At 65.9% G+C, this 22,464-nt stretch carries 20 protein-coding genes; 16 read left to right on the top strand and 4 right to left on the bottom strand.

Annotated features, from left to right (window positions below):
* Window positions 1-2: 2 nt before the first annotated feature.
* Window positions 3-3,113, top strand: coding sequence for an efflux RND transporter permease subunit (locus AC1DZT_RS23520; RefSeq protein ID WP_478009090.1), 3,111 nt, complete (start codon window positions 3-5; stop codon window positions 3,111-3,113).
* 24 nt (window positions 3,114-3,137) lie between these two features.
* Here AC1DZT_RS23520 and AC1DZT_RS23515 read toward each other — a convergent pair whose 3' ends face one another.
* Window positions 3,138-3,983, bottom strand: coding sequence for a MurR/RpiR family transcriptional regulator (locus AC1DZT_RS23515; protein ID WP_478009089.1), 846 nt, complete (start codon window positions 3,981-3,983; stop codon window positions 3,138-3,140).
* 136 nt (window positions 3,984-4,119) lie between these two features.
* Here AC1DZT_RS23515 and AC1DZT_RS23510 point away from each other — a divergent pair, with 136 nt between their 5' ends.
* From AC1DZT_RS23510 to AC1DZT_RS23485, 6 genes are read left to right on the top strand one after another with little or no spacing between them, the layout of a single operon-like run.
* Window positions 4,120-5,661, top strand: a complete 1,542-nt coding sequence (locus tag AC1DZT_RS23510; RefSeq protein WP_478009088.1) for an ABC transporter substrate-binding protein — start codon at window positions 4,120-4,122, stop codon at window positions 5,659-5,661.
* A gap of 3 nt (window positions 5,662-5,664) precedes the next feature.
* A complete protein-coding gene (locus AC1DZT_RS23505; protein ID WP_478009087.1) occupies window positions 5,665-6,603 on the top strand; it encodes an ABC transporter permease in 939 nt (312 codons plus the stop codon).
* Window positions 6,600-7,430: an ABC transporter permease gene (locus AC1DZT_RS23500; protein ID WP_478009086.1), complete on the top strand. Its 831-nt coding sequence runs from the start codon at window positions 6,600-6,602 to the stop codon at window positions 7,428-7,430. Before AC1DZT_RS23505 ends, AC1DZT_RS23500 begins: the two co-directional genes overlap by 4 nt.
* Window position 7,431: 1 nt before the next feature.
* The gene (locus AC1DZT_RS23495; protein WP_478009085.1) at window positions 7,432-9,030 is read left to right on the top strand and encodes a dipeptide ABC transporter ATP-binding protein; all 1,599 of its coding nucleotides are present in this window, start codon (window positions 7,432-7,434) and stop codon (window positions 9,028-9,030) included.
* A 12-nt stretch (window positions 9,031-9,042) separates the two neighbouring features.
* Complete coding sequence (locus tag AC1DZT_RS23490) at window positions 9,043-10,152, top strand: DmpA family aminopeptidase (protein ID WP_478009084.1); 1,110 nt, start codon at window positions 9,043-9,045, stop codon at window positions 10,150-10,152.
* Window positions 10,149-11,024: a carbon-nitrogen hydrolase family protein gene (locus tag AC1DZT_RS23485; RefSeq protein ID WP_478009083.1), complete on the top strand. Its 876-nt coding sequence runs from the start codon at window positions 10,149-10,151 to the stop codon at window positions 11,022-11,024. The genes AC1DZT_RS23490 and AC1DZT_RS23485 overlap by 4 nt, the downstream gene beginning before the upstream one ends.
* Before the next feature lie 46 nt (window positions 11,025-11,070).
* Here AC1DZT_RS23485 and AC1DZT_RS23480 read toward each other — a convergent pair whose 3' ends face one another.
* Complete coding sequence (locus AC1DZT_RS23480; protein WP_478009082.1) at window positions 11,071-11,778, bottom strand: B3/B4 domain-containing protein; 708 nt, start codon at window positions 11,776-11,778, stop codon at window positions 11,071-11,073.
* A gap of 113 nt (window positions 11,779-11,891) precedes the next feature.
* Here AC1DZT_RS23480 and AC1DZT_RS23475 point away from each other — a divergent pair, with 113 nt between their 5' ends.
* Window positions 11,892-12,503, top strand: a complete 612-nt coding sequence (locus AC1DZT_RS23475; protein ID WP_478009081.1) for a helix-turn-helix domain-containing protein — start codon at window positions 11,892-11,894, stop codon at window positions 12,501-12,503.
* A gap of 35 nt (window positions 12,504-12,538) precedes the next feature.
* On the opposite strand, the gene AC1DZT_RS23470 is transcribed toward AC1DZT_RS23475, so the two are convergent.
* Entirely contained in the window at window positions 12,539-12,937 is a 399-nt protein-coding gene (locus AC1DZT_RS23470) for an acyl-CoA thioesterase (RefSeq protein ID WP_478009080.1), read from the bottom strand.
* Window positions 12,938-12,940: 3 nt separating this feature from the next.
* Window positions 12,941-13,987 (bottom strand): LacI family DNA-binding transcriptional regulator, encoded by a 1,047-nt coding sequence (locus AC1DZT_RS23465; RefSeq protein ID WP_478009079.1) that lies wholly within the window; start codon window positions 13,985-13,987, stop codon window positions 12,941-12,943.
* A gap of 108 nt (window positions 13,988-14,095) precedes the next feature.
* On the opposite strand from AC1DZT_RS23465, the gene AC1DZT_RS23460 reads away from it, so the two are divergent.
* The 8 genes from AC1DZT_RS23460 (at window position 14,096) to AC1DZT_RS23425 (ending at window position 22,459) form a co-directional block, all read left to right on the top strand.
* Complete coding sequence (locus tag AC1DZT_RS23460; RefSeq protein WP_478009078.1) at window positions 14,096-14,896, top strand: Cof-type HAD-IIB family hydrolase; 801 nt, start codon at window positions 14,096-14,098, stop codon at window positions 14,894-14,896.
* 161 nt (window positions 14,897-15,057) lie between these two features.
* Window positions 15,058-16,266, top strand: coding sequence for a CaiB/BaiF CoA transferase family protein (locus tag AC1DZT_RS23455; RefSeq protein WP_478009077.1), 1,209 nt, complete (start codon window positions 15,058-15,060; stop codon window positions 16,264-16,266).
* Window positions 16,263-17,021 (top strand): 3-ketoacyl-ACP reductase, encoded by a 759-nt coding sequence (locus AC1DZT_RS23450; RefSeq protein WP_478009076.1) that lies wholly within the window; start codon window positions 16,263-16,265, stop codon window positions 17,019-17,021. Before AC1DZT_RS23455 ends, AC1DZT_RS23450 begins: the two co-directional genes overlap by 4 nt.
* A 48-nt stretch (window positions 17,022-17,069) precedes the next feature.
* Window positions 17,070-18,590, top strand: a complete 1,521-nt coding sequence (locus AC1DZT_RS23445; protein WP_478009075.1) for a sugar ABC transporter ATP-binding protein — start codon at window positions 17,070-17,072, stop codon at window positions 18,588-18,590.
* Window positions 18,591-18,627: 37 nt separating this feature from the next.
* Window positions 18,628-19,605: an ABC transporter permease gene (locus AC1DZT_RS23440; protein ID WP_478009074.1), complete on the top strand. Its 978-nt coding sequence runs from the start codon at window positions 18,628-18,630 to the stop codon at window positions 19,603-19,605.
* 55 nt (window positions 19,606-19,660) lie between these two features.
* Entirely contained in the window at window positions 19,661-20,593 is a 933-nt protein-coding gene (locus AC1DZT_RS23435; protein WP_478009073.1) for a substrate-binding domain-containing protein, read from the top strand.
* A gap of 82 nt (window positions 20,594-20,675) precedes the next feature.
* A complete protein-coding gene (locus AC1DZT_RS23430; protein ID WP_478009072.1) occupies window positions 20,676-21,626 on the top strand; it encodes a dihydrodipicolinate synthase family protein in 951 nt (316 codons plus the stop codon).
* A gap of 26 nt (window positions 21,627-21,652) precedes the next feature.
* Window positions 21,653-22,459 carry an enoyl-CoA hydratase-related protein gene (locus AC1DZT_RS23425; protein ID WP_478009071.1) on the top strand — a complete coding sequence of 269 codons (807 nt, stop codon included), beginning with the start codon at window positions 21,653-21,655 and terminating at the stop codon, window positions 22,457-22,459.
* Window positions 22,460-22,464: the final 5 nt, after the last annotated feature.

The following is a 22,464-nucleotide window of genomic DNA, read 5'->3' as shown; positions in this document are numbered from 1 at the left end:
CCATGTCCTTCAACCTCTCCGCCCTGGCGGTCCGCGAACGCGCCGTCACCCTGTTCTTCATCCTGCTGCTGGTCGCCGCCGGCGCCTATGCCTTCATCAACCTCGGCCGGGCCGAGGACCCGAATTTCACCATCAAGACCCTGACCGTCACCACGGTCTGGCCCGGCGCCACCGCGCGCGAGATGCAGGATCTGGTCGCCGAACCCCTGGAAAAGCGGCTGCAAGAGCTTGCCTGGTATGACCGGGTCGAAACGACGACGCGGCCCGGCTACGCCTATCTGACCCTGACGCTGAAGGATGCGACCCCGCCCGCCGCCGTGCCGGAAGAGTTCTACCAGGCCCGCAAGAAGATGGGGGACGAGGCGCGCAACCTGCCGCCGGGCGTCTATGGCCCCTTCGTCAACGATGAATATTCCGACGTCAGTTTCGCGCTTTACGCGCTGCGTGCCCAAGGCATGCCGATGCGCGACCTTGCCCGCCAGGCCGAGGTGATCCGCCAAGACCTGCTGCATGTGCCCGGCGTCAAGAAGATAAACATCCTGGGCGAGCGTCCCGAGCAGATCTTCGTCGACTTCTCCTTTGCCAAGCTCGCGACGCTGGGCCTGTCGCCGCAGGACATCATCGCCGCCCTGCAACGGCAGAACGCCCTCACCCCGGCCGGCGCCATCGACACGGCCGGGCCGCGGGTCTTCATCCGGGTTGATGGCGCCTATGGCAGCCTGCAATCGGTCGCCGACACGCCGATCACCGCCGGGGGCAAGGCGCTGAAACTCTCCGACATTGCCGAGGTCAAGCGCGGCTATGAGGACCCGCCGACCTATCTGATCCGCCGCCAGGGCGAGCCTACGATCATGCTGTCGGCCGTCATGCAGGCGGGCTGGGATGGCCGTGCCCTGGGCGCCGCTTTGGAGGAGAAGACGCAAGCCATTGGTCGGACCCTGCCGCTTGGCATGACGCTCGACAAGGTCTCGGATCAGGCGGTCAACATCACCTCTGCGGTGGACGAATTCATGCTGAAATTCGCCATGGCGCTGGGCGTCGTTCTGCTGATCAGCCTGATCAGCATGGGCTGGCGGGTCGGCATCGTCGTGGCCGCCGCCGTGCCGCTGACCCTGGCCGTGGTGTTCCTGATCATGCTGGAAACCGGGCGCTTCTTTGACCGGATCACGCTGGGCGCCCTCATCCTCGCCCTCGGCCTGCTGGTCGATGACGCCATCATCGCCATCGAGGTCATGGTGGTGAAGATGGAAGAGGGCATGGACCGCATCAAGGCCGCCGCCTATGCCTGGAGCCATACCGCCGCGCCGATGCTGTCGGGCACGCTGGTCACCATCGCGGGCTTTCTGCCGGTGGGCTTTGCCCGCTCGGCCGCGGGGGAATATGCCGGCAACATCTTCTGGGTCGTGGGCTTTGCGCTGGTCGTCTCCTGGCTGGTGGCGGTGATCTTCACGCCCTACATGGGGGTGAAGATGCTGCCCGCGATCAAGCCCATCGCGGGCGGGCATCATGCGATCTATGACACGCCGAATTACCGGCGCCTGCGGCGGGCGATCACCTTTGCCGTGCGCCACAAATTCGTGACCTGCGCCGTGGTCGGCCTGACCTTTGGCCTGGCCGTCGTCGGCATGGGCGGGGTCAAGCAGCAGTTCTTCCCGACCTCGGACCGGCCCGAGGTCCTGGTCGAGGTGCGCGAACCCGAAGGCTCCAGCATCCAGACCACCACCGCCACCGTGAAAACCCTGGAGGATTGGCTGGCCAAACAGCCCGAGGCCGAGATCGTCACCAGCTATGTCGGCCAGGGCGCCCCGCGCTTTTTCTTCGCCATGGCGCCGGAACTGCCCGACCCTGCCTTCGCCAAGATCGTGGTGCGCACCCCCGACGCCGAGGCGCGCGATGCCCTGAAGGCGCGGCTGCGGCAGGTGATCGCCGAGGGGATCGCGCCGCAGGCCTATGTCCGCGTCACCCAGCTGGTCTTTGGCCCCTATACGCCCTTTCCGGTCGAATTCCGCGTCATGGGGCCCGACCCGGACAAGCTTTACGACATCTCGCAACAGGCGCTGGGGATCATGCGCGGCGTGCCGGATGTGCGGCAGGCCAACCGCGATTGGGGCGACCGCGTGCCGGTGCTGCGCTTTGTGCCCGATCAGGACCGGCTGAACCTGATCGGCCTCTCGCCGGCCGAGGTCAGCCAGCAACTGCAATTCCTGCTGAGCGGCCTTCCGGTGACGCAGGTCCGCGAGGATATCCGCAATGTGCCCGTGATCGCCCGCAGCGCCGGCGAAGCGCGGCTGGACCCGTCGCATCTGGCCGATTTCACCCTGATGAGCCGGGAAGGCCGGCCCGTGCCGCTGGACCAGATCGGCCATGCCGAACTGCGGATGGAAGAGCCGATCCTGAAGCGCCGCGACCGCACCCCCGTCATCACGATCCGCGCCGACATCAACGAGGCGACCCAGCCGCCCGAGGTCTCCAAAGAGGTGATGCAGGCGCTTCAGCCGCTGATCGCCTCGCTTCCCGAGGGCTACCGGATCGAGACCGGCGGCTCGATCGAAGAGGCGGCCAAGGCCAACAGCGCGCTGGTCAAGGTCTTTCCGACCATGATCGCGGCCATGCTGATCGTGATCATGCTGCAGGTGCGGTCCTTCTCGACCATGACCATGGTCATGCTGACGGCGCCTTTGGGCCTGGTGGGGGTGGTGCCGGCCTTGCTGCTGTTCCACCAGCCCTTCGGCTTCAACGCCATCCTGGGCCTGATCGGGCTGGCCGGCATCCTGATGCGCAACACGCTGATCCTGACCGAGCAGATCAAGGAGAACCGCGCCGCGGGCCTCGACCCCTACAGCGCCGTGATCGAGGCCACGGTGCAGCGCACAAGGCCCGTGGTCCTGACCGCGCTGGCCGCCGTTCTGGCCTTCATCCCGCTGACCCATTCGGTGTTCTGGGGCTCGATGGCCTATACGCTGATCGGCGGCACGGCGGCGGGGACCGTCCTGATCCTGCTGTTCCTGCCCGCACTTTACACCGCCTGGTTCCGGCTGAAGCCGCTGGCCGAGCGTGCCGAGGAGGCGCGGGAAGGGGGCTCAGACCTGACCCTCAGGCTCGCCGCCGAATGAGGCCGCAAGCCCCCGCCCGCCCGGTCAGAACATGTTCAGCCGGCGCATCAGGATCTGCCAGCGGTCATGGCGCAGGATGCCGTTGCCTGGGTTGCTGCGGGCCACGGCATCGACCAACACATTCAGAATCAGGGTCAGCGCGACGGTCGATTCAATGAACAGGCCAGAGCCCGCCGCCGCATAGATCCGGTGATCGGCCACTTCATGCGCCCAGTCGCAATATTCGTCGCTGATGACGATGACCTTGAAGCCGATCTCCTTGGCGATCTCTGCGATCTTCAAGCCGTCATTGGCATAGGGCACGCCGTCGATCAGGATCAGGGTGATCGATTTGGGCTGCGTATCGCCGACATGTGACAGCCATTCGACCAGCATCCCATCCCCGGCCGAGAGAAAGCGCACATTGTCGCGGGCCAGCGCCAGACGGCGGCTGAAGTCCTCTGACGTGCCGCGCAGCGCCTGAAAACCGGTGACGTAAACCTCGTCCGAACCGGCGACCGTCCTGACCAGATCACGCCAGGATTCGCCGGTGAATTCGGCAAACAGCTTTTCGATGGCGCGGATTTCGTTGGCTCTAACATCGGTATAGAGGTCGCGCCACTCGGCATCCTTGTTGTCATCGGTCAGGTGGCGTTCGTTGACGGCCTCCAGTTTCAGCTCCAATTTCAGGCCGGTGATGCTTTTGTAGCCGGCCTTGCGCAGGAAACGGCTGACCGAAATCTCGCTGACCCCCGCCTTGCGCGCCAGGGAACTGCCGGTCTCGAACGGAATTTGGTCCATGTTTCGAATGATGTAGTGGGCGATCCGCGCCTCGGTCGCCGAGAGTTTCGGGATCAGCGCGTTCAGTTTGCGGGTGGTCGTGACGGACATGTGCACCTTGCGCGGCCCGGGCGGCCGGAATTGACAGAAAGATACCATGATAATGTTATTGACAGAAAGTCAACCTCGGGCGGACACTCTTTCCCAACGCGGTGCTTGAAAACCGCCTGTCCCAGGGGAAATCGAAATGGATCGTCGCAGCTTTATCACCTCTACCCTGGCCGCCGGTTTTGGCGGCTCTTTCCTGCTGGACAGCCTGATGTCCAAGGCCGCGGCGGCGGGCACCAAGGTGCTGCGCATGGGCTATGCCGCCCCGGTCCAGACGCTGGACCCGATCAAGACCGTCTTCGGGCCCGACATCATCAGCCAGGGCATGATGTTCGCCCGCCTGATGAAGGCCAATGCCGATCAAAGCGTGGTCGGGCCGGGGCTGGCGGAAAGCTGGACCATCTCGGACGACGGGCTGACCTATGTCTTCAAGCTGCGCGACGGGCTGAAATTCTCGGACGGCAGCCCGCTTGCGGCCGAGGATGTGGCCTTCAGCTTCACCCGGATGCGGTTTCAGAAGGACACGGTTTACGCCGCCCCCTTCCAGCCGCTCAAGACCATCGAGGCGGTCGACCCGCTGACGGTGAAATTCACCCTCGACCGCGCCTTCCCGCCTTTCCTGAAACTTTGCGAGATCTGGAACACCGGCATCGTCTCGAAAGCCTATGTGACCAAGGTCGGCGACGAGGCCTTTGCCACCAACCCCGAGGTGACCTCCGGCCCCTTCAAGCTGGTCGAATGGAAGACCGGTGACCGGGTCATCATGGCGCGCAACGAGAATTACTATATCCCCGGCCATCCCCTGCTGGACGGGCTGGAGTTCATCTTCGTGCCGGACGTCAACACCGGCGTCGCCATGGTGCAGGCGGGCGAGCTTGAGGTGTCGATGGGCGTGCCCTTCGGCCGGATGAAAGAGTTGGAGGCGGCGGGGGTCACCGTCGTCTCGGAACCCTCCTCGGCGACCTATGACATGCTGATCAACCACGAGAAGGAGCCGTTCAGCAACCTCGCCTTCCGTCAGGCGGTCAGCTTCGGCATCGACCGGCAGGTGATCAACGATGCGGTGACGGCGGGCTTCGGCACGGCGGCCAGCTCGATCTTCAGCCCGAAGCTGGCCTTCTTCGACAAGGACCTGCCGGTCATCGCCCGCGACGTGGAAAAGGCCAAGAGTCTCCTCGCCTCCTCCGGCATGGCGTCTTCGTTCGAGCTTCTGACCAATGCCGGCACAACGGATGAGGACAAGACCGCCGTCCTGATCCAGGCCCAGCTGGCCGAGGTGGGGATCACCGTCACCGTCTCTTCGGTGGATCCCGGCCAGGTCTGGACCCAGCTGGTGGCGGGGGATTATCAGGCCCAGCTGAACTGGTGGTACAACGAGACGACCGACCCCGACAACGCCGTGCGCTGGTGCGTCTGGGGCGCGGGCGACAACAAGTCCTATTACACCCGCTACAACAATGACGAGGTCAACAAACTGATCGACGCCGCGGCGGGCGAGGCGGACGAGGCCAAGCGGGCGGAAATGTACGCCCAGATCCAGAAGATCTGCGTGGACGAGGTGGCGCAGGTCGCCCTCTATCACCCGACCTGGACCAGCGCGCGGGCCAAGGCGGTGACGGCGCTGACCTATGACCTCGGCTCGCAATATGCCACGATCGACGACACGGATCTGGTCGGCTGAACCATGGGCCGTTTTGCCTTCCTGCTGCGCCGCCCGTTCGAGCTGATCCCGGTCCTGTTCGGGATCAGCCTGATCACCTTCATCCTGTTGCAGCTGACCCCGGGCGATCCGGTGCGGCTGCTGCTGGGCCCCAAGGCCACCGATGCGGCGATTGCGCTGGTCCGGCAAAGATACGGCCTCGATCAGCCGGTGATCGTGCAGTATTTCTATTACATCAAGAACGTGCTGGGCGGCGACTTCGGGCAATCCATCAGCTTCCGCTCCGCCATCGGCCCGGTCCTGATCGCGCGGATCGGGCCGACGGTCTATATCCTGGTCTATGGGCTGGCGCTGTCGGTGCTGTTCACCCTGATCCTCGGCGTTCTGGCAGCGCGGAGCCGGGGCGGCTGGGTGGATCAGACGATCCGGGTGATCTGCGTGGTGGGGGTTGGCATCCCGTCCTACTTTGTCGGCCTGCTGCTGGTTCTGGCCTTTTCGCTCAGCTTCAAGATCTTCCCCGTCTCGGGCTATGCGGACAGTTTCCTTGCCAACCTCTACCATCTGTTCCTGCCGGCGCTGACCATCGGCATCTCGGTCACGCCGATCCTGACGCGGAACTTTCGCGCCACGCTGTTGCAGCAGATGAACGCCGGTTACGCGGTGGCGGCCCTGTCCAAGGGCGTGCCGGAACGGGCGGTGTTCTGGCGCCATGTCTTCTGGAACTCGCTGCTGCCGACGGTTAGCCTGTTTGGCGTCATGGCCTCTTTCCTGATCGGCGGCACGGTGGTGATCGAGAATGTGTTCAACATCCCGGGGCTTGGGCTTCTGCTGGTCCGCTCGGTCCTGAGCCGGGATTACCTTGTGGTGCAGGGGGTGACCCTCGTGATGGCCGCGGGGATCGTGATGTCCAATCTGCTGATCGACCTTCTGGTCGCGGCCCTCGACCCCAGGGTGAAGACATGAGAACCACCGCCCTCTGGCTGCGCGGCACGGCCCCAAGGTCGCTGCAGATCGGGTTGACCGTGACTCTGATCTGGGTGCTGGCCGCGGCCTTCGCCCCGCTGCTGACCCCTTTCGATCCGATCAAGATCGATGCCGTGAATGCCCTGCTGCCGCCGGGCGGCGCGCATCCTCTGGGCACCGACTCGGTCGGGCGCGATCTTCTGGCGCGCATCCTCTATGGCGCGCGGATGGACCTTCTGATGGCGGTGGCGGGGGTGGCGGGGCCCTTCGTGCTTGGCACGGCGATCGGCCTGCTGGCCGGTTATTCCGGCGGCTGGATCGACGCGGTGCTGATGCGGATTCTCGAGGTGACGATCTCTTTTCCCTATTTCGTCCTCGTCATCGCCATCGTCTCGATCATGGGGCCGGGGCTGAAAAGCTACATCGTCTCGCTGACGGTGGTGAACTGGGTGACCTATGCCCGGCTGGTGCGGGCCGAGACGCTGGTCCTGTCCCATGCCGATTTCATCCTGGCCGCCCGCGTGCTGCGCTTTGGCCGGTTGCGGATCATGCTGCGTCATATCCTGCCCAATGCCATCGTGCCTTCGGCGGTGTTCCTGATGACGGATGCGGTGCTGACCATCGTCCTGGGCTCCTCGCTGGGGTTCCTCGGCCTTGGGGTCCAGCCGCCGACGCCGGAATGGGGCGTGATGATCGCCGAGGGGCGGACCTATCTGGGCAGCGCCTGGTGGATTTCGCTCTGCCCGGGGATCGCACTCTGCTCGCTGGCCTTTGGCCTGTCTCTCGTGGCCGATGGCGTGGCCCAAGTCCTCGACCCGGAAAGCTGACATGCAAGACCTTGTTTCCGTTCTGAACCTGTCGGTCAGCTTTGACACGGCACAGGGGCCGGTGGATGCGGTCCGCGACGTGAGCTTTGCGATCCGCCGGGGCGAGGCCCTGGGCATCGTCGGCGAAAGCGGTTCGGGCAAGTCGGTGGTCTGCCGCGCGCTGTTGCAGCTTTTCGCGCCGAACGCCCGGGTGACCGGCGGCCAGATCCTGCATGAGGGCAAGGATGTGTTGCGGATGTCGCCCGCCGACCTCAACGCCTATCGGGGCGAGAAGGCGGCGATGATCTTCCAGAACCCGTCGACGCATCTCGACCCGATCATGCGGGTCGGCGATCAGGTGGCCGAGGGGCTGATGATCCACCGCAACCTCAACCGCGCCGAGGCTGCGGTGCAGGCGGTGCAGCTTCTGGACGACATGAAGATCCTGGAGCCGGCCCGCCGCGCCCGCGCCTATCCGCACGAGCTTTCGGGCGGCATGCGGCAGCGCGTGATGATCGCGGCCGCGCTCGCCTGCGGGCCGGGCCTTCTGATCGCGGATGAGCCGACGACCGCGCTGGACGTGACGGTGCAGGCGCAGATCCTCGGCCTGATCCAGACCATCCGCAAGGAGCGCGATCTGACGGTGGTTCTGGTCTCGCACGACCTTGGCGTCATCGGCGAGGTCTGCGACCGGATCATCGTGATGAAGGATGGCCAGATCGTCGAGACCGGCACCACGGCCGAGATCCTGACCGCCCCCAAGGCCGAATACACCCGCAACCTGATCCGCGCGCAGCCCTCGCTGCTGCCCGACCGGACCGAGCCTGCGTCGGAGGGGCCCGAGATCGTCTCGGTCCAAAACCTCTGCGTCCATTTCAGCGCGCCGCGCCCCCTGCGCGACATCCTCGGCCGCAAGCCCGGCCATGTGGTGCGCGCGGTGGAGGATGTCTCGCTGGCGGTGCGGCGGGGCGGCTCGCTTGGGGTGGTGGGGGAATCCGGCTCGGGTAAGAGCACGCTGGCGCGGGCGCTGGTGGGGCTGGTCAAGCCGACATCGGGCAGCTTGCAGATCGCGGGGATTGGCGGGCGCGATCGGGGCCGTGTGGTGCAGATGGCCTTTCAGGACCCCTACCTTGCGCTCAACCCCGCCTATACCATCGCGCAGACCCTGTCCGAGCCTTTCATCGCCCACAAGCTCTGCGCGCCTTCCGAGGTGCCCTCACGGCTGAAGGCGCTGATGCGGCAGGTCGAATTGCCCGAGGATCTTCTGCGCCGCACCTCGGGGCAATTGTCGGGCGGGCAAAGGCAGCGGGTGGGCATTGCCCGCGCGCTGGCCATGGCGCCGGATATCCTGATCGCCGATGAGGTGACCTCGGCCCTCGACGTCTCGATCCAGGCGCAGATCCTTGACCTTTTCAAGCGGCTGCAGCGCGACCTGGGCCTGACGCTGATCCTGATTTCGCACGACCTCGCCGTGGTGCGCTACCTGTGCGAGGACGTGGCCGTGATGCAGCACGGCAAGCTGATCGAATTCGGCCCCGCCACACAGGTCCTGCGCGAACCGCAAACCGCTTACACCCGGGCGCTGCTGAACGCGGTGCCCAAACTGATGCTTCCTGATTGAGGACTTCCTGCCATGACAAAACCGCGCGCCCGTGACCTGGGTCTGCCCTTTCCGGGCCAGACCGGGCCCTTCAACGCCATCACCGACGTGCCCGGCGTTCTGGTCGGCTTCACCACGCTGACCGATCCGGCGCAGAACATGCGCACCGGCGTCACGGCGATCCTGCCGCGGGCCGAGAGCGACACCCCGCGCCCGGTCTGGGCAGGGTTCCACACGCTCAACGGCAATGGCGAGATGACGGGCGTTCACTGGATCAACGATGCGGGCTATTTCGTCGGCCCGATCTGCATCACCAACACCCATGGCATCGGCGCCGCCCATACCGGGGCGACGGAATGGATGATCTCCACCTATGCCAAGCATTTCCGGGAGGAGCACGCCTGGGCCATGCCGGTGGTGGCAGAGACCTATGACGGCACGCTCAACGACATCAACGCCATGTTCATCAAGCCCGAACATGCGAAGGCGGCGCTGGATGCCGCGAAGTCCGGTCCGGTGGCGGAAGGCTCGACCGGGGGTGGCAATGGCATGATCTGCTATGACTTCAAGGGCGGCACCGGCACCGCCTCGCGCCAGGTTGTGGTGGGCGGGCAGACCTATACGCTGGGGGTTCTGGTCCAGGCCAACTACGGCTCGCGCCCCTGGTTCACCGTGCTGGGCGTGCCGGTCGGCCGCGAGATGGCCGAGGGCTGGCAGCGCAACAAGGAGACCGGCTCGATCATCGTGATCATCGCCACCGATGCGCCGCTGACCGATGCGATCCTGCGGCAGCTTGCCAAGCGCGCCTCGATCGGGATCGGGCGGTCGGGCACGCCGGGGGGCAACAATTCGGGCGATATCTTCCTCGCCTTCTCGGTCGCCGACGACATGCCGCACAGCCTGTTCGCCGGGCCGATGATCACGCGTCATTCTCTGAACTGGGAGGAGCTGGACCCCTTCTACGAGGCCGCCGTTCAGGCCGTCGATGAAAGCGTGATCAACGCCATCGTGGCGGGCGAGGATGCGCCAACCTTCAAGCCCGAGGGTTTCATCTGCCCCGCCATCGACACCGCCCGCCTGATGGAGGTCATGGCCGCCTATGGCCGGGGCGCCGTCCGCCCCGCGCTGGAGCCGGCAGAATGACAGGGCCGCGCGACAGCGAGCGCTTCCTCGTCACCGGCGTGCAGATGCCGGTGGCGCTGGCCGGCGGGAACATTCCGGCCATGACGGCCAAGGTCGCCGAGGTCATGGCGCTGTTTCCCGGCACCGACATGATCGTCTTTTCCGAACTGGCAATGCATGGCCCGCTGATCGCCAAAGCCTCCCCCGACCCCGAGCGCGACATCGCCACGTTCAGCGCCCTTGCGGCACAGCATCGGGTCTGGATCGTGCCGGGCTCCTTCTATGTCCGGCGCGCGGGGGCGGTCTATAACCATGCCGTGGTGATCGACCCCGCGGGGCGGATCGCCGGGCGCTATGACAAGCTTTATCCCTTCGCCCCTTTCGAGAACGGGGTCAGCAGCGGCTCTGGCCTTCTGAGCTTTGATGTGCCCGGGGTCGGCAGGTTCGGCCTGAGCATCTGCTACGACATCTGGTTTCCCGAGGTGATGCGCGCGCTGTCCAGCCAGGGGGTCGAGGTCTTGCTGCACCCGACGCTGACCGGCACCACCGACCGCGCCGCCGAGGGCGCCATCGCGCGGGCGACGGCGGCGATGTTCCAGTGCTATGTGGTCGATGTGAACGGGCTGGAGGGCGGCGGCATCGGCCGTTCGGTCGTCACCGAACCGAGCGGCCGGGCGGTGCATGAGGCCGGGCAGACGGCGGAGATCTTTCCGGTGATGCTGGATCTGGGCTTGGTGCGGCAGGCCCGGCGCGATGGCGCCAATGGGCTGGGCCAGGTCCTGAAATCCTGGCGCGACGGGCCCGCGCTCTTCGATGCCCCCGGCGATGCCCGCCGGTCTGACTATCTGGAAAGCCTCGGGCCTCTGGCACCTATGGCGCGGCGAAACCCCTAGGGGTTCGCTCGCACGCGCCATAGCACGCCGCCCCGGTGCGGAATGCTCAGAGGGCGATGGCCTTTCCGCCGGGATCGGCGGCATCGAAGAGGCTCGCCACCACCTCCGCCTCAGGCGCGATCTGCTTCAGGCCGCGCACAAGGTCCTGACCCGCCGCGATCAAGGCCGCCATCGGCATCGGTTCCAGCCGTTCCAGCACGAACCACATGTCTTGCGAGGCCTCGGTCAGTTGCGTCCGCGTGCCCTGCCGCCAGTTCCAGCGCCGGCAGGTGACGCCTTCGCTGTCGCGCCAGATCACCTCGCCCACCTCGGGGGTTTCGGTCTTGGGGGCGCCGTCGGCCATGGTCACGAAGGGCTCGTTTCCCGTGGCGCGGCAAAGGGTTGGCGCGCCGATATAGGTCCGGGCATCCTCGCCGCCCACCGGAATGGCAAAGCGCAGGCTGACCGCGTTGTAGACATCCACCACCGCATTGAGCGGGCGCATCTCGCCATCGCGCAAGGCCCTTTTGCGCAGCGCCTCGGCCGAGGGGAGGAAGCGGTTGGGCTTGGTGCCAAAGGCGCGGTAGGCCTCGCGCCAGGCCTCCAGATGCGCCTCGGCCCAGGCGGCATCCAGATGGGCGACCGCATCGGCGAGCATGGCGAGGCTCTCCGGCGTGCTGGGGCGGTTCGCCGCCCCGGTGATGACCAGGCTCAGCGCCGTGAAGTCGGGGCGGAGGCTGAAGATTTCAGGGGCGATGACGGGGGCAAGCAGCATGGCGGAACCAGGGTTCGGGATTTTGCCCTTGGTGACAGGAACGCGGACCCATGTCAATAAAGTGACCGTTTTGGCTGATTGACGGCAGTCACCTGTTTCAATATCTCATTTAAATGACCGCGCGTGACCGAGACAGTGATCTTCCCACCGAAGAGGCCGCCCTCGCGGCCCTTGTGGCGCTGCGGATCGGCGGCTTGCGCAAGGGGCTGGGCCTCAGTTTCGACGCCCTGGCGCAGCGGGCCGGGGTCAGCAAGGGCACGCTGGTGCAGATCGAACAGGGCGGGGCCAATCCGTCGATCTCCACCCTCTGCCGCCTCGCCGCCGCGCTGCAGGTCTCGGTGGCCGATCTGGTGGCCGCACCGCAAGGGCCGGCCGCACCCGTCACTGTGCTGCCCGCTTCCGCGGCGCGCCGGCTTTGGACCGGGCCACAGGGGGGCCATGCCGTGCTTCTGGCCGGGGTGCCGGGCCCCGACATGCTGGAGATCTGGGACTGGTGCCTGATGCCGTCCGAGCGCTTCGCGGCAGAGGTCCACGGCCCCGGCACGCGGGAGCTGTTGCACGTCACCCAAGGCACGCTGGGGCTGGAGGTCGACGGCACCACCCGCCTCGTCCCGGCGGGCGCCTCGGCCATCGCCCTGACCGACCGGCTGCATGCCTATGCCAATGCGGGCAGCACGCCCTGCCTCTTCACCATGACGGTGCACGAACCTGCTGCCGGCGGCTGAAAGCCGTCTCAATCCGCGCCCGCAAGGCGGCTGGATCAGCCCCCGCCCATCGCCAGCCGGAAGTCCTGCGGCCAGGGCCTCGGGCGCATGTCGGTCTTGTCGATGAAGACCAGGGTCAGCTTGGCGGCCAGCCGCGGGGCGCCGTCGCAGCTGGCGTTGATGACCAAGGCCACGCTGGACGTGCCAAGCCTTTCCACGGCAAGGCCAAAGGTCAGAACCTCGCCCAGCCGGGACGGGGCGCTGAAGTCGACCGACAGGGCAACGGCGGGAATGGCCACGTTCCGGGTCACATGGATTTCGGCGAAGGGTATCCCCACCACTGCCGCAAACCAGTCTTCGACGGTGGCGTTGATCATCTCGACATAGCGCGGGTAGAAGACGATCCCGGCGGGATCGCAGTGCTGAAAGCGGATCAGCTCGTCACGCTCGAACATGGCTCAGCCCGGGGCCTTGGCGGTGCTGCCGCGCAGGATCAGGCGGGTTTGCAGCTGCGTGACGACGCCGGAGGGGGTCTTGCCCTTGGCCTTGGCCTCGATCAGCACGGCAGCGGCAGCCTCGCCCATCGCCCGCGCCGGCACGTCGAGCGTGGTCAGTTCGGGCGAGACGAGCTGGGCGATCTCGAGGTTGTCAAAGCCGACGATCGACACCTCGTCGGGGATGCTGATTCCCTGACCCTGACAGTATTTCATCGCCCCGACGGCGAGAATGTCGCTGCCGCAGAAGACGGCCGTCGGGCGGGGATAGGTCTGCATCAGCGATTGCATCGCGGCACGGCCCATCTCGATCGCGTAAGGGGCCTCAAGCACGATGATGTCCTCGCGCCCGATCCCTTCCGCCACCAGCCCGTCGAGAAAGCCGTCGCGGCGCAGCGTGGCGCGGTCGTTGCCGCGGGTCACCCCGGCGATCATCGCGAACCGGCGATGGCCCAGCCCGTGCAGATAACGTGCGACCGACAGGCCGGAGGCATGGTTGTCCATGCCCACGGCGGCATCGCCCTGCCCAAGCCTGTTGGTATAGGTGAAGACCTGCGCAATCCCGGCGCGTTTCAGGTGTTCGTGCAGGTCGGGGTCATGTTCGGCCCCGACCAGAACCAGCGCCTCCACCCCGCGACCGACCAGAAGCCGCGCCTGCTGCCGCTCGCGTTCCAGATCATAGCCCGAAGTGTTGATGATCACCGAGGTTCCGGCCTGTGCCAGCCGGTCCTGCAGCCCGTCGACCATCTTGGCATAGATCGCATGGTCCAGCGTCGGGATGATGACGCCCACCAGCCGCGTGGTCTGGGCGCGCAGCGCACGGGCAGAGTTGTTGGGCACATAGCCAAGCTGCGCCGCAGCCGCGAGAACCCGCTCGCGTTCGGCCACGCCAACGGCGGTGTTGCCGTTCATCACCCGCGAGGCTGTCGCGACCGAACAGCCGGCCCGTGCCGCCACATCCTTCAGTTTGACGACACCAGAGCCTTCGGCGGGCGGTTTGATACTGTTCATCTCTTGGCTTCCTAACCGGGAACGCCATATTGGCTGCCACCATTTCCCTTGTAAGTGGCTGGTGAAAATGTTTCAAGACTTTTGAGAAAACGATTTCTGGAGATGAGCATGAAGCGCCCGGCCCTGGTTGTCCTCGACGTCGACGGAACCATCCTGACAAGGGATCACCGCGTGCTGCCAGAGGTGCGGGCGGCGATCCAGGGGGCGCGGCAGGACGGCATCACCGTGGCCTTGGCCACGGCGCGAAGTCTTGCGGCGATGACCCATGTGCTGGGCGATATCGGCGGCGTGGATGCGGCGATCTGCTTTGGCGGGGCCGTGATCCTGCACCCGATCGATGCGCCACCGCAGGCCACGGCCACATTGCGCGCCGATCAGAGCGCTCGCATCGTCGCGACGGCGCGCGACCTTGATGTCTCGCTGGCGCTCTACAGCCTGCACGAGGTCTTTGTCGACCAGCTTGACGCGCGGCTGCGGCACGAATTCGAGGTGACGGGCCTACGGGGCACGGAGGCGGATCTGGCGACCGTGGAATCCCCCATCATCAAGGCCTTGGCGATCAGCGACAGGTCCGATCCCTCGGGTCTGCAGGCGCTCAAGGACCGCTTCGGAGCGGAAATGAGCGTGGTTTTCAGCCATGTGAACTTTCTGGAGATCATGCATCCCGAGGTCTCGAAGGGCAGGGCGGTCGCGGCCCTGCGCGATGGGCTGGGCGTTGCCGGTGGCGATGTCGTGGCCATCGGGGATTCCGAAAACGATCTGTCGATGTTCGCCGTGGCCGGCACGGCCATCGCGATGGGCAATGCGTCCGCCGCCGTGCAGGCCGAAGCGGATTGGGTGACGGCAAGCTCCGAAGAGGCCGGCGTCGCCCGCGCCATCGCGCGCTGCCGCGCCGAACTGTGGCGGTGAGTCGGGCCTGCGGAAACCATTTCACCGGCGTATGGCGCAGCAAAGTTCTGAAAATTCAGAGATAAAGAAAATCGTTGACTTGATAAACCTCATGTGAGAAATCGTTTTCTCAAGAGGAGCGACCCAGGCGATGCCCGGGTCAGACGGCGGAGGGAAGGCTTGTGCTACTGAACGGCTTCAAGGTTGTCAGCTTTTGTCACTTTCTGCAGGGGCCCGCGGGCGCCCAATATCTGGCCGACATGGGCGCGGATGTGATCAAGGTGGAACCGGTCCTCGGCGCGCATGAGCGTCATTGGTCGGGGGCGGATGTCTTTGTCGAAGGCGTCAGCGGGTTCTACCTCTGTGCCAACCGCAACAAGCGCTCGATCGGGCTGGATCTGAAGTCCGAAGCCGGTCTGGCGGTGGCCAGGCGCCTGATCGCCGAGGCCGATGTGGTGATGGAAAACTTCCGTCCCGGCGTCTTTGAACGCCTCGGCTTTACGGGGGAAGAGCTTCAGCGGCTGAACCCCCGGCTGATCTTCGCCTCGGCTTCGGGCTATGGTGCCAGCGGGCCGATGGCGATGCGGCCGGGTCAGGATATCCTGATGCAGGCGGCCTCGGGCCTGATCAGTGTCACAGGCGCCCCCGCGCAAGGCGGAACGGCGGTCGGCGCCGCCATCGTGGACCAGCATGGCGGCGCGCTGCTGGCGATGGGCATCCTCGGGGCCTTGCTGCGGCGCGAGCGTGACGGCAAGGGCACCCGGGTCGAGGCCAGCCTGATCAACGCCGCCATCGATCTGCAGGGCGAGCCCTTGGTCAACTATTTCGCTGGCGGCATCACGCAAGACCGTCTGACCCGCGAACCGAACCTCGCCACCTGGTTTCATTCCGCGCCCTATGGCGTCTATCCGGCCAAGGACGGGGCGGTTGTGATTTCGCTGTGCAGCGACGCGGCGCTTGCGGCGGCGCTGGACAGTGCGGCGCTGCGCGACCTGATCGGCACCGACCGTTACAAGGAGCGTGACCTTTGGGCCGTCGCCGTGCGCAACGCCACCGCGCAATTCTCGGTGGCAGAGCTGACGACAAGGTTCGATGCGGCGGGGGTCTGGTTTTCTCCGGTGAATACCTATGACGACCTGCTCGACCACCCGCAGCTGCGCCATATGGAGGTGTTCCGCAAGATCACCCTGCGCGGGCGGACCGTGCATCTGGTCAACCATCCCAACCGCTATGACGGCCAGGTGCCGGAACTGCGCCTTCTGGCGCTGGAGATCGGCGAGCACAGCCGCGAGATCATGGCCGAACTGGGGTTCAGCCCCGAAGAGACCGAGGCGATGATCGCCGCCGGCGCGGTGGCGGCCTCGCGGGCGCTGAACGGGGAGGCTGCATGATGCCCGTCGCCCTCGTGACCGGAGGCCGCCGCGGGATCGGCCGCGCGATCTGCGCCAACCTCGCCGCGCATGGCTTTGACGTGGCGGTGATCGACCATGTGGAGGACGGCGCCGCAGAAACCCTGACGCTGATCCGCGATGCCGGCCGCCGTTCGCTGTTCCAGCGGCTGGACATCGCGCAAACCGCCCGACACGCCGCGATTCTCGATCATGTGGCCGAAGAGATGGGCCCGGTGTCCTGCCTTGTGAACAATGCCGGTGTCATGGTCTCGGTCCGGGGCGACCTGCTGGAGATCGACGAGGCGGAATTCGACCGGCTGGTCGGCATCAACCTGCGCGGCACCTTCTTTCTGACCCAGGCCGTCGCCCGGCGGATGCTGGACCAACCGGGCACGGATCGGTCGATCATCACCATCACCTCGGCCAATGCCCATCTCGTTTCGCCGGAAAAGGGGGCTTACTGCATCTCCAAGGCCGGACTTTCGATGGCCATGCAGACCTTTGCCCTGCGGCTGGCGGCCGAGGGGATCCGGGTGCACGAGATTCGCCCCGGCCTGATCACCACCGACATGACCGCCGAAGTGACGGCGCAATACTCGCCCGGCATCGAAAGCGGCGCCCTCTGCGCACTGCGCCGCTGGGGCGAGCCTTCCGACATCGCCCGGGCCATCGGCACACTGGCCACCGGCGGGATGCCTTACAGCACCGGCGATATCTACAACATCGGCGGTGGCATGCACATTCCGCGCCTTTGACCCTTTTTGTGCCGCGCCGAGAAAACGATTTCTCAGAAAGATCGCAAGATGAACCAACCCGCCCCGCCCTTCGAACCGCCATCTGGCGACGTCATCCTGGAGATGACGGCGATCGAGAAAAGCTTTCCCGGTGTGAAAGCCCTTCAAGGCGTGTCCTTTTCGGTCCGCAAGGGCGAGGTGCATGGCCTGGTCGGGGAAAATGGTGCGGGCAAGTCGACGCTGATGAAGATTCTCTCCGGGGCCTATCGCGCCAATGGGGGTCAGCTGAGGCTGGACGGCCGGATCGTCGAAGCGCCGACCCCGGCCCAGATGATCGAAAAGGGCGTGGCGGTGATCTATCAGGAGTTTGCCCAGGCGGCCCATCTGTCGGTGGCGGAAAACATCTTCATGAACCGGATGCCCCGCGGCGCGCTGGGACGGGTGGATTGGGCCGCGGCCCAGGCCCAGGCCCTTGCCGCGATGCGCAAACTGGGGTTCGAGATCGACCCCGCGGCCCTCGTCGGCACCCTGAGCGTGGCACAGCGCCAGATGATCGAGATTGCTCGCGCCATCTCTCGCAAGGCCCGGCTGATCGTGCTGGATGAGCCTTCCGCCGTTCTGGGCGATCAGGAGCTTGAGAAGCTGTTCCGCTCGATCCGGGCGCTGCAGGCCGAGGGCGTGGCCTTCATCTATATCTCGCACCGGCTGAAGGAGGTCTTCGCGCTCTGTCAGGCGGTGACGGTGCTGCGCGACGGCAGGCATGTGGCCACCCGGCCGATTGAAAGCTGGACGACGGACAGCCTGATCCAGTCGATGGTGGGGCGGCCGATGGCGGATTATTTCCCGCCGCGCCACGCCGATCCGGGCGAGGTGGTGCTGAAGGTCACGGATTTCACCCGGGGCAAAGCGCTGCGCGGGGTCAGCCTGTCCCTGCGCAAGGGCGAGATCCTTGGCGTTTGCGGGTTGGCCGGGGCCGGCCGGTCAGAGCTTTTGCGCGCCATCGTCGGCGCGGACCCGATCGACTCCGGCACGCTCGAGGTGCATGGCCGGGCGGAAACCGTGGCCTCTCCACGCCAGGCCATCGCCCTGCGGATGGGCTTTGCGCCCGAGGACCGCAAGACCGACGGGCTGTTCCTCGGCCAATCGGTCAGGTTCAACGTCACCATCGCGCGCCTGTCGAACTTCATCACCGGCGGCAAGATCGACCTGAAGGCAGAGGCCCGCGCGGTACAGGGCCTGACCCGGCAATTGCGGGTCAAGACCCCGGGGATCGAAACCGCCATCGGCACCCTGTCAGGCGGCAACCAGCAGAAATGCGTGATCGCCAAGCAGCTGAATGCGGCCTGCGATGTGCTTTTGATCGACGAGCCGACCCGCGGCGTCGATGTCGGCGCAAGGCGCGAGATTTACGAGCTGATCGTCCACCTGGTCGAGACCCGCGGCCTTGCCGTCCTGATGGTCTCCTCGGAACTGCCAGAGGTCATCGGCATGTGCGACCGCATCCTGGTGATGCGCGAGGGCGCGATTTCGGCCGAGTTGCCGCGCGGTGCGTCCGAAGAAGACATCATGAAACACGCGACGTTTCACTGAAACGCGGCGGCCTCGACCGGGGCCGGGGGAGGGAGATATGACGATGCAAGACAAGATGACCAGGGGCGCGGGCCTGCGGATGGCCCTGCCCAGGGGGGCCGGGCTGATCTGGGTGCTGGTGGCGCTGTGCGTCGTGGCCACGCTGCTGTCGGACGCTTTCCTCAACCCGGCCAATGTGATGAATGTCCTGCGGCAGGTGGCGCTTTACGGCATCGTCAGCGTCGGCATGACCTTTGTCATCCTCACCAGGGGGATCGACCTTTCGGTGGGCTCGATCCTCGGGGTGTCGGCCGTGACGGCGGCCCTGATGCTGGTGAGCGGCAGTTCCGTCGCGCTGGTGGTGCCGGTCGTGCTTCTGGTTGGCCTTGCCATGGGGGCGATCAACGGGCTGGGGATCACCCTGGGCGGCATCCCGCCCTTCATCATGACGCTGGGCATGATGGTGATGGGGCGCGGCCTTGCCCTGACGCTGGCCAATGGCCAACCCATCGGCCTTGGGGCGCGTGCGGCCGAGTTCTCCTGGCTGGGGCGCGGGGCCGTGATGGGCGTGCCGGTGCCCGTGGTATTCTTCGCTCTCGTCGCTGCCATCGCGATCTATGTCCTGCGCTACACCAGCTTTGGCCGGCAGATCCATGCCGTGGGGTCCAATACCGAGGCCGCCCGCCTGTCGGGCATCAACGTCGGCGTCGTGACCTTCAGCGTCTATGTGATCAGCGGCCTGATGGCGGCGTTGACCGCGCTGATCTTCGTCTCCCGTCTGACCGTGGGCGAGCCGACGGCCGGCACCGGGATCGAGCTCGAGGCCATCGCCATCACGGTGATCGGCGGCACCAGCCTCTTTGGCGGCGAAGGCGGGATCCTTGGCACGATCATCGGGGCCGCCATCCTGGCCGTTCTGGCCAACATCATGAATTTGGTGGGGATTTCCCCCTTCACCCAACAGATCGTCAAGGGCGCCATCATCATCGGGGCGGTGCTTTACGCGACGCTGCGCAAGCGGCAGGGCCGGTTCTGAACCCCGGTCGACAGAAACCCAAGCGATGAAGCCAAATCCAGTGGAGGAAACTGCAATGAACAAGAGAACATTCCTGAAAGCCTCGCTCTTCACCACGACGGCGCTGCTGATCGGCGTGCCGGCCCTGGCCGAGGACAAGATCAAGATCGGCCTGAGCCAGGGCACGATGAACCATCCGTGGCGGGTGGCGATGGTCGAGGGCAACAAGGCCTATGCCGCCGCCAACTATCCCGATGTCGAGCTGATCGTGACCGATGGCCAGAACGACAGCGCAAAGCAGGTGACCGACGTGGAAAGCCTGATCGCGCAGGGCATCAAGGTCCTGATGATCAGCCCGCTGACCGCCGATGCGCTGACGCCGGTGGTCCAGGATGCGATGGATGCCGGGATCAAGGTCGTGACGATGGACCGCAAGGTCAACACCGAAGTCACCGTGCATGTCGGCGCGCTCAACAAGCCGATCGGCGTGCAGGCCGGCAAGTTCCTCGTCGAAAAGCTCGGCAGCAAGGGCAAGGTCATCGAACTGCAGGGCACGGGCGGCGCCTCGGCCACGGTGGACCGGCATGACGGTTTTGCCGAAGGCATCGCGGGGTCCGGGCTGGAGGTCGTCGCCTCGCAGAACTGCGATTACCTGCGGGAGAATGCGCTGAAATTCATGGAAGACCAGCTGCAACGCTTCGGACCGGGCGAGATCCAGGCCGTCTATGCCCATAATGACGAGATGGCCCTCGGCGCCGTTCAGGCGCTGGAAGCGGCGGGTCGCCTGAAAGAGGTGACGGTGATCGGCATCGACGGCCAGAACACCGCTTACGAGGCGATCAAGGCGGGCAAGATGGCCGCGACCTTCACCTATCCCTATGTCGCCCCCGAAGGCATCGAGATCGCCTACAAGCTCGCCAAGGGCGAGGCCGTGGACAAGGAGATCATCCTGCCGGGCAAGCAGGTCGATGCCTCCAACATCGACGACATGCTGGGCAAGGGCTTCTGAGCCCGGCAGCCGAAGGGGCCGCCCCTGTTGGGCCGGGCGGCCCCTTCACCCCTCTGAAACGCAAGAAAGAAGGAGGTCCGCCGTGACCTATGTTCCGAAAGGGGTTATCCCCGCCTGCCTGATGCCGTTCAACGCCGACATGTCGATCAACGAGGCGTCCTACCGCGCGCATCTGCAGGATATCGCCTCGGTCGCGGGCATCACCGGCATCACGATCAACGGCCATGCCGCCGAAGTGCACGCCCTGACGCTGGAGGAGCAGAAGAAGGCCGTGATCTGGACCAAAGAGGTGCTGGGCCACCGCATCGCCACCGTCGTCGGCATCTGCACGGAATCGAGCCTTGAGGCGGGCCGTCTTGCAGCCCATGCGCAGAAGGAAGGCGCCGAGGCGCTTCTGGTCTTTCCGCCCGCCTTCATGACTTTGGGCGGCCATCTGCGGCCCGAGATGATCACCGAACACCTGCGCCATATCACCGGGGCCTCGGACCTGCCGATCATCCTGTTCCAGTTTCCGCTGGCCTCGAACCTGTCCTATCCGCTGTCGACCCTGCTGGACCTCTGCCAGCGCTTCCCGACGATCCGCGCCATCAAGGACCAGATCGGCGACGGCAACCAGCACGAGCGTCAGATCCGCGAGCTTCACGCCCTCGACGCGCCGGTGGCCGTGCTGACCACGCACAGCGCCTGGCTTCTGGGCTCGCTGGCGCTCGGGTGCGACGGGCTTTTGTCGGGCGCGGGCTCGGTCATCGCCGATCTGCAGGTGGCGCTGTTTCGTGCCGTGCAGGCGGGGGATCTGAAGGCCGCGCAGGCGGTCAATGACCGGATCTATCCCACCGTCCGCGCCTTTTACGATGCGCCGCTTCTGGACATGCACAACCGGATGAAAGAGGCGCTGGTCCTCCTCGGCAGGATGCGGGAAGCCCATGTCCGCCCGCCGCTGATGAAGCCGCGTCCGGAGGAAATTGCCAAGATCGGGCGGATGCTTGAACTGGCCGGGCTGACGCCTGACACTGTGTACCGGAACGCGGCCTGAAGAGGCCCGCGGTGCAGGAGAATCCCATGAGCGCAGATCATGCGAACCAAGAGCAAGCTCCCGAGGACCTGGTTCGGGCCAAGGTGATGGCGCCGGGGGTTCTCCTGCTGACCCTGAACCGGCCGGAGAAGCTCAACGCCCTGTCCAAGCAGCTTCTGGCGCAGCTGCGGGCGCATCTCGCCCGGGCCGAGGCTGACCCCGCAACCGCCTGCGTCATCCTGACCGGCGCGGGGCGGGCCTTTGCCGCCGGGGCTGATATATCCGACATGCTGGAACGCGGTGTGGCCTCTTATGCCGATCCGGAGCGTCTGGCCACCTGGGAGGCGATCGCCGCCTTCCCCAAGCCGATGATTGCGGCGGTGAACGGCTATGCACTGGGCGGCGGGCTGGAACTGGCGCTTTTGGCCGACATCATCCTGGCCGCCCGCGGCGCGCGTTTTGCCACGCCGGAAATCAGGATCGGCTCCTTTCCCGGCGATGGCGGCACCCAGCGTCTGCCACGGGCCGTGGGCAAGTCCTTTGCCATGCAGATGGTGCTGACCGGCATGATGGTCGATGCCGATCTGGCCGAACGCAAGGGTCTGGTCAGCGAAGTGACCGAGGCGGCGGCCCTGATCCCCCGCGCGGTCGAGATCGGGTCCGAGATCGCGTCCATGTCGGTGGCCATCACGCCCTATGCCAAACGCGCGGTGAACCTCGCCTTTGACCTGCCGCTTGACGCAGGGCTGCGCGCCGAACGCGCCCTGACCATCGAAGCCTTCGCCACCGAAGACCGCGTCGAGGGGCTGCGGGCCTTTGCCGAGAAGCGCCCCCCTGTCTTCAAGGGAAGATGACGGAC

It is taken from the genome of Rhodobacter sp. P1_C2, assembly GCF_056406375.1.
The sequence above is the reverse complement of the archived record's forward strand: the minus strand, read 5'-3'. Positions and strand labels throughout refer to the sequence as shown.

Coding starts and splice junctions, on each gene's coding strand:
- AC1DZT_RS23520 (WP_478009090.1), top strand. CDS start 3: ATGTCCTTCAACCTCTCCGCCCTGGCGGTCCGCGAACGCGCCGTCACC.
- AC1DZT_RS23515 (WP_478009089.1), bottom strand. CDS start 3,983: ATGTCCGTCACGACCACCCGCAAACTGAACGCGCTGATCCCGAAACTC.
- AC1DZT_RS23510 (WP_478009088.1), top strand. CDS start 4,120: ATGGATCGTCGCAGCTTTATCACCTCTACCCTGGCCGCCGGTTTTGGC.
- AC1DZT_RS23505 (WP_478009087.1), top strand. CDS start 5,665: ATGGGCCGTTTTGCCTTCCTGCTGCGCCGCCCGTTCGAGCTGATCCCG.
- AC1DZT_RS23500 (WP_478009086.1), top strand. CDS start 6,600: ATGAGAACCACCGCCCTCTGGCTGCGCGGCACGGCCCCAAGGTCGCTG.
- AC1DZT_RS23495 (WP_478009085.1), top strand. CDS start 7,432: ATGCAAGACCTTGTTTCCGTTCTGAACCTGTCGGTCAGCTTTGACACG.
- AC1DZT_RS23490 (WP_478009084.1), top strand. CDS start 9,043: ATGACAAAACCGCGCGCCCGTGACCTGGGTCTGCCCTTTCCGGGCCAG.
- AC1DZT_RS23485 (WP_478009083.1), top strand. CDS start 10,149: ATGACAGGGCCGCGCGACAGCGAGCGCTTCCTCGTCACCGGCGTGCAG.
- AC1DZT_RS23480 (WP_478009082.1), bottom strand. CDS start 11,778: ATGCTGCTTGCCCCCGTCATCGCCCCTGAAATCTTCAGCCTCCGCCCC.
- AC1DZT_RS23475 (WP_478009081.1), top strand. CDS start 11,892: ATGACCGCGCGTGACCGAGACAGTGATCTTCCCACCGAAGAGGCCGCC.
- AC1DZT_RS23470 (WP_478009080.1), bottom strand. CDS start 12,937: ATGTTCGAGCGTGACGAGCTGATCCGCTTTCAGCACTGCGATCCCGCC.
- AC1DZT_RS23465 (WP_478009079.1), bottom strand. CDS start 13,987: ATGAACAGTATCAAACCGCCCGCCGAAGGCTCTGGTGTCGTCAAACTG.
- AC1DZT_RS23460 (WP_478009078.1), top strand. CDS start 14,096: ATGAAGCGCCCGGCCCTGGTTGTCCTCGACGTCGACGGAACCATCCTG.
- AC1DZT_RS23450 (WP_478009076.1), top strand. CDS start 16,263: ATGATGCCCGTCGCCCTCGTGACCGGAGGCCGCCGCGGGATCGGCCGC.
- AC1DZT_RS23445 (WP_478009075.1), top strand. CDS start 17,070: ATGAACCAACCCGCCCCGCCCTTCGAACCGCCATCTGGCGACGTCATC.
- AC1DZT_RS23440 (WP_478009074.1), top strand. CDS start 18,628: ATGACGATGCAAGACAAGATGACCAGGGGCGCGGGCCTGCGGATGGCC.
- AC1DZT_RS23435 (WP_478009073.1), top strand. CDS start 19,661: ATGAACAAGAGAACATTCCTGAAAGCCTCGCTCTTCACCACGACGGCG.
- AC1DZT_RS23425 (WP_478009071.1), top strand. CDS start 21,653: ATGAGCGCAGATCATGCGAACCAAGAGCAAGCTCCCGAGGACCTGGTT.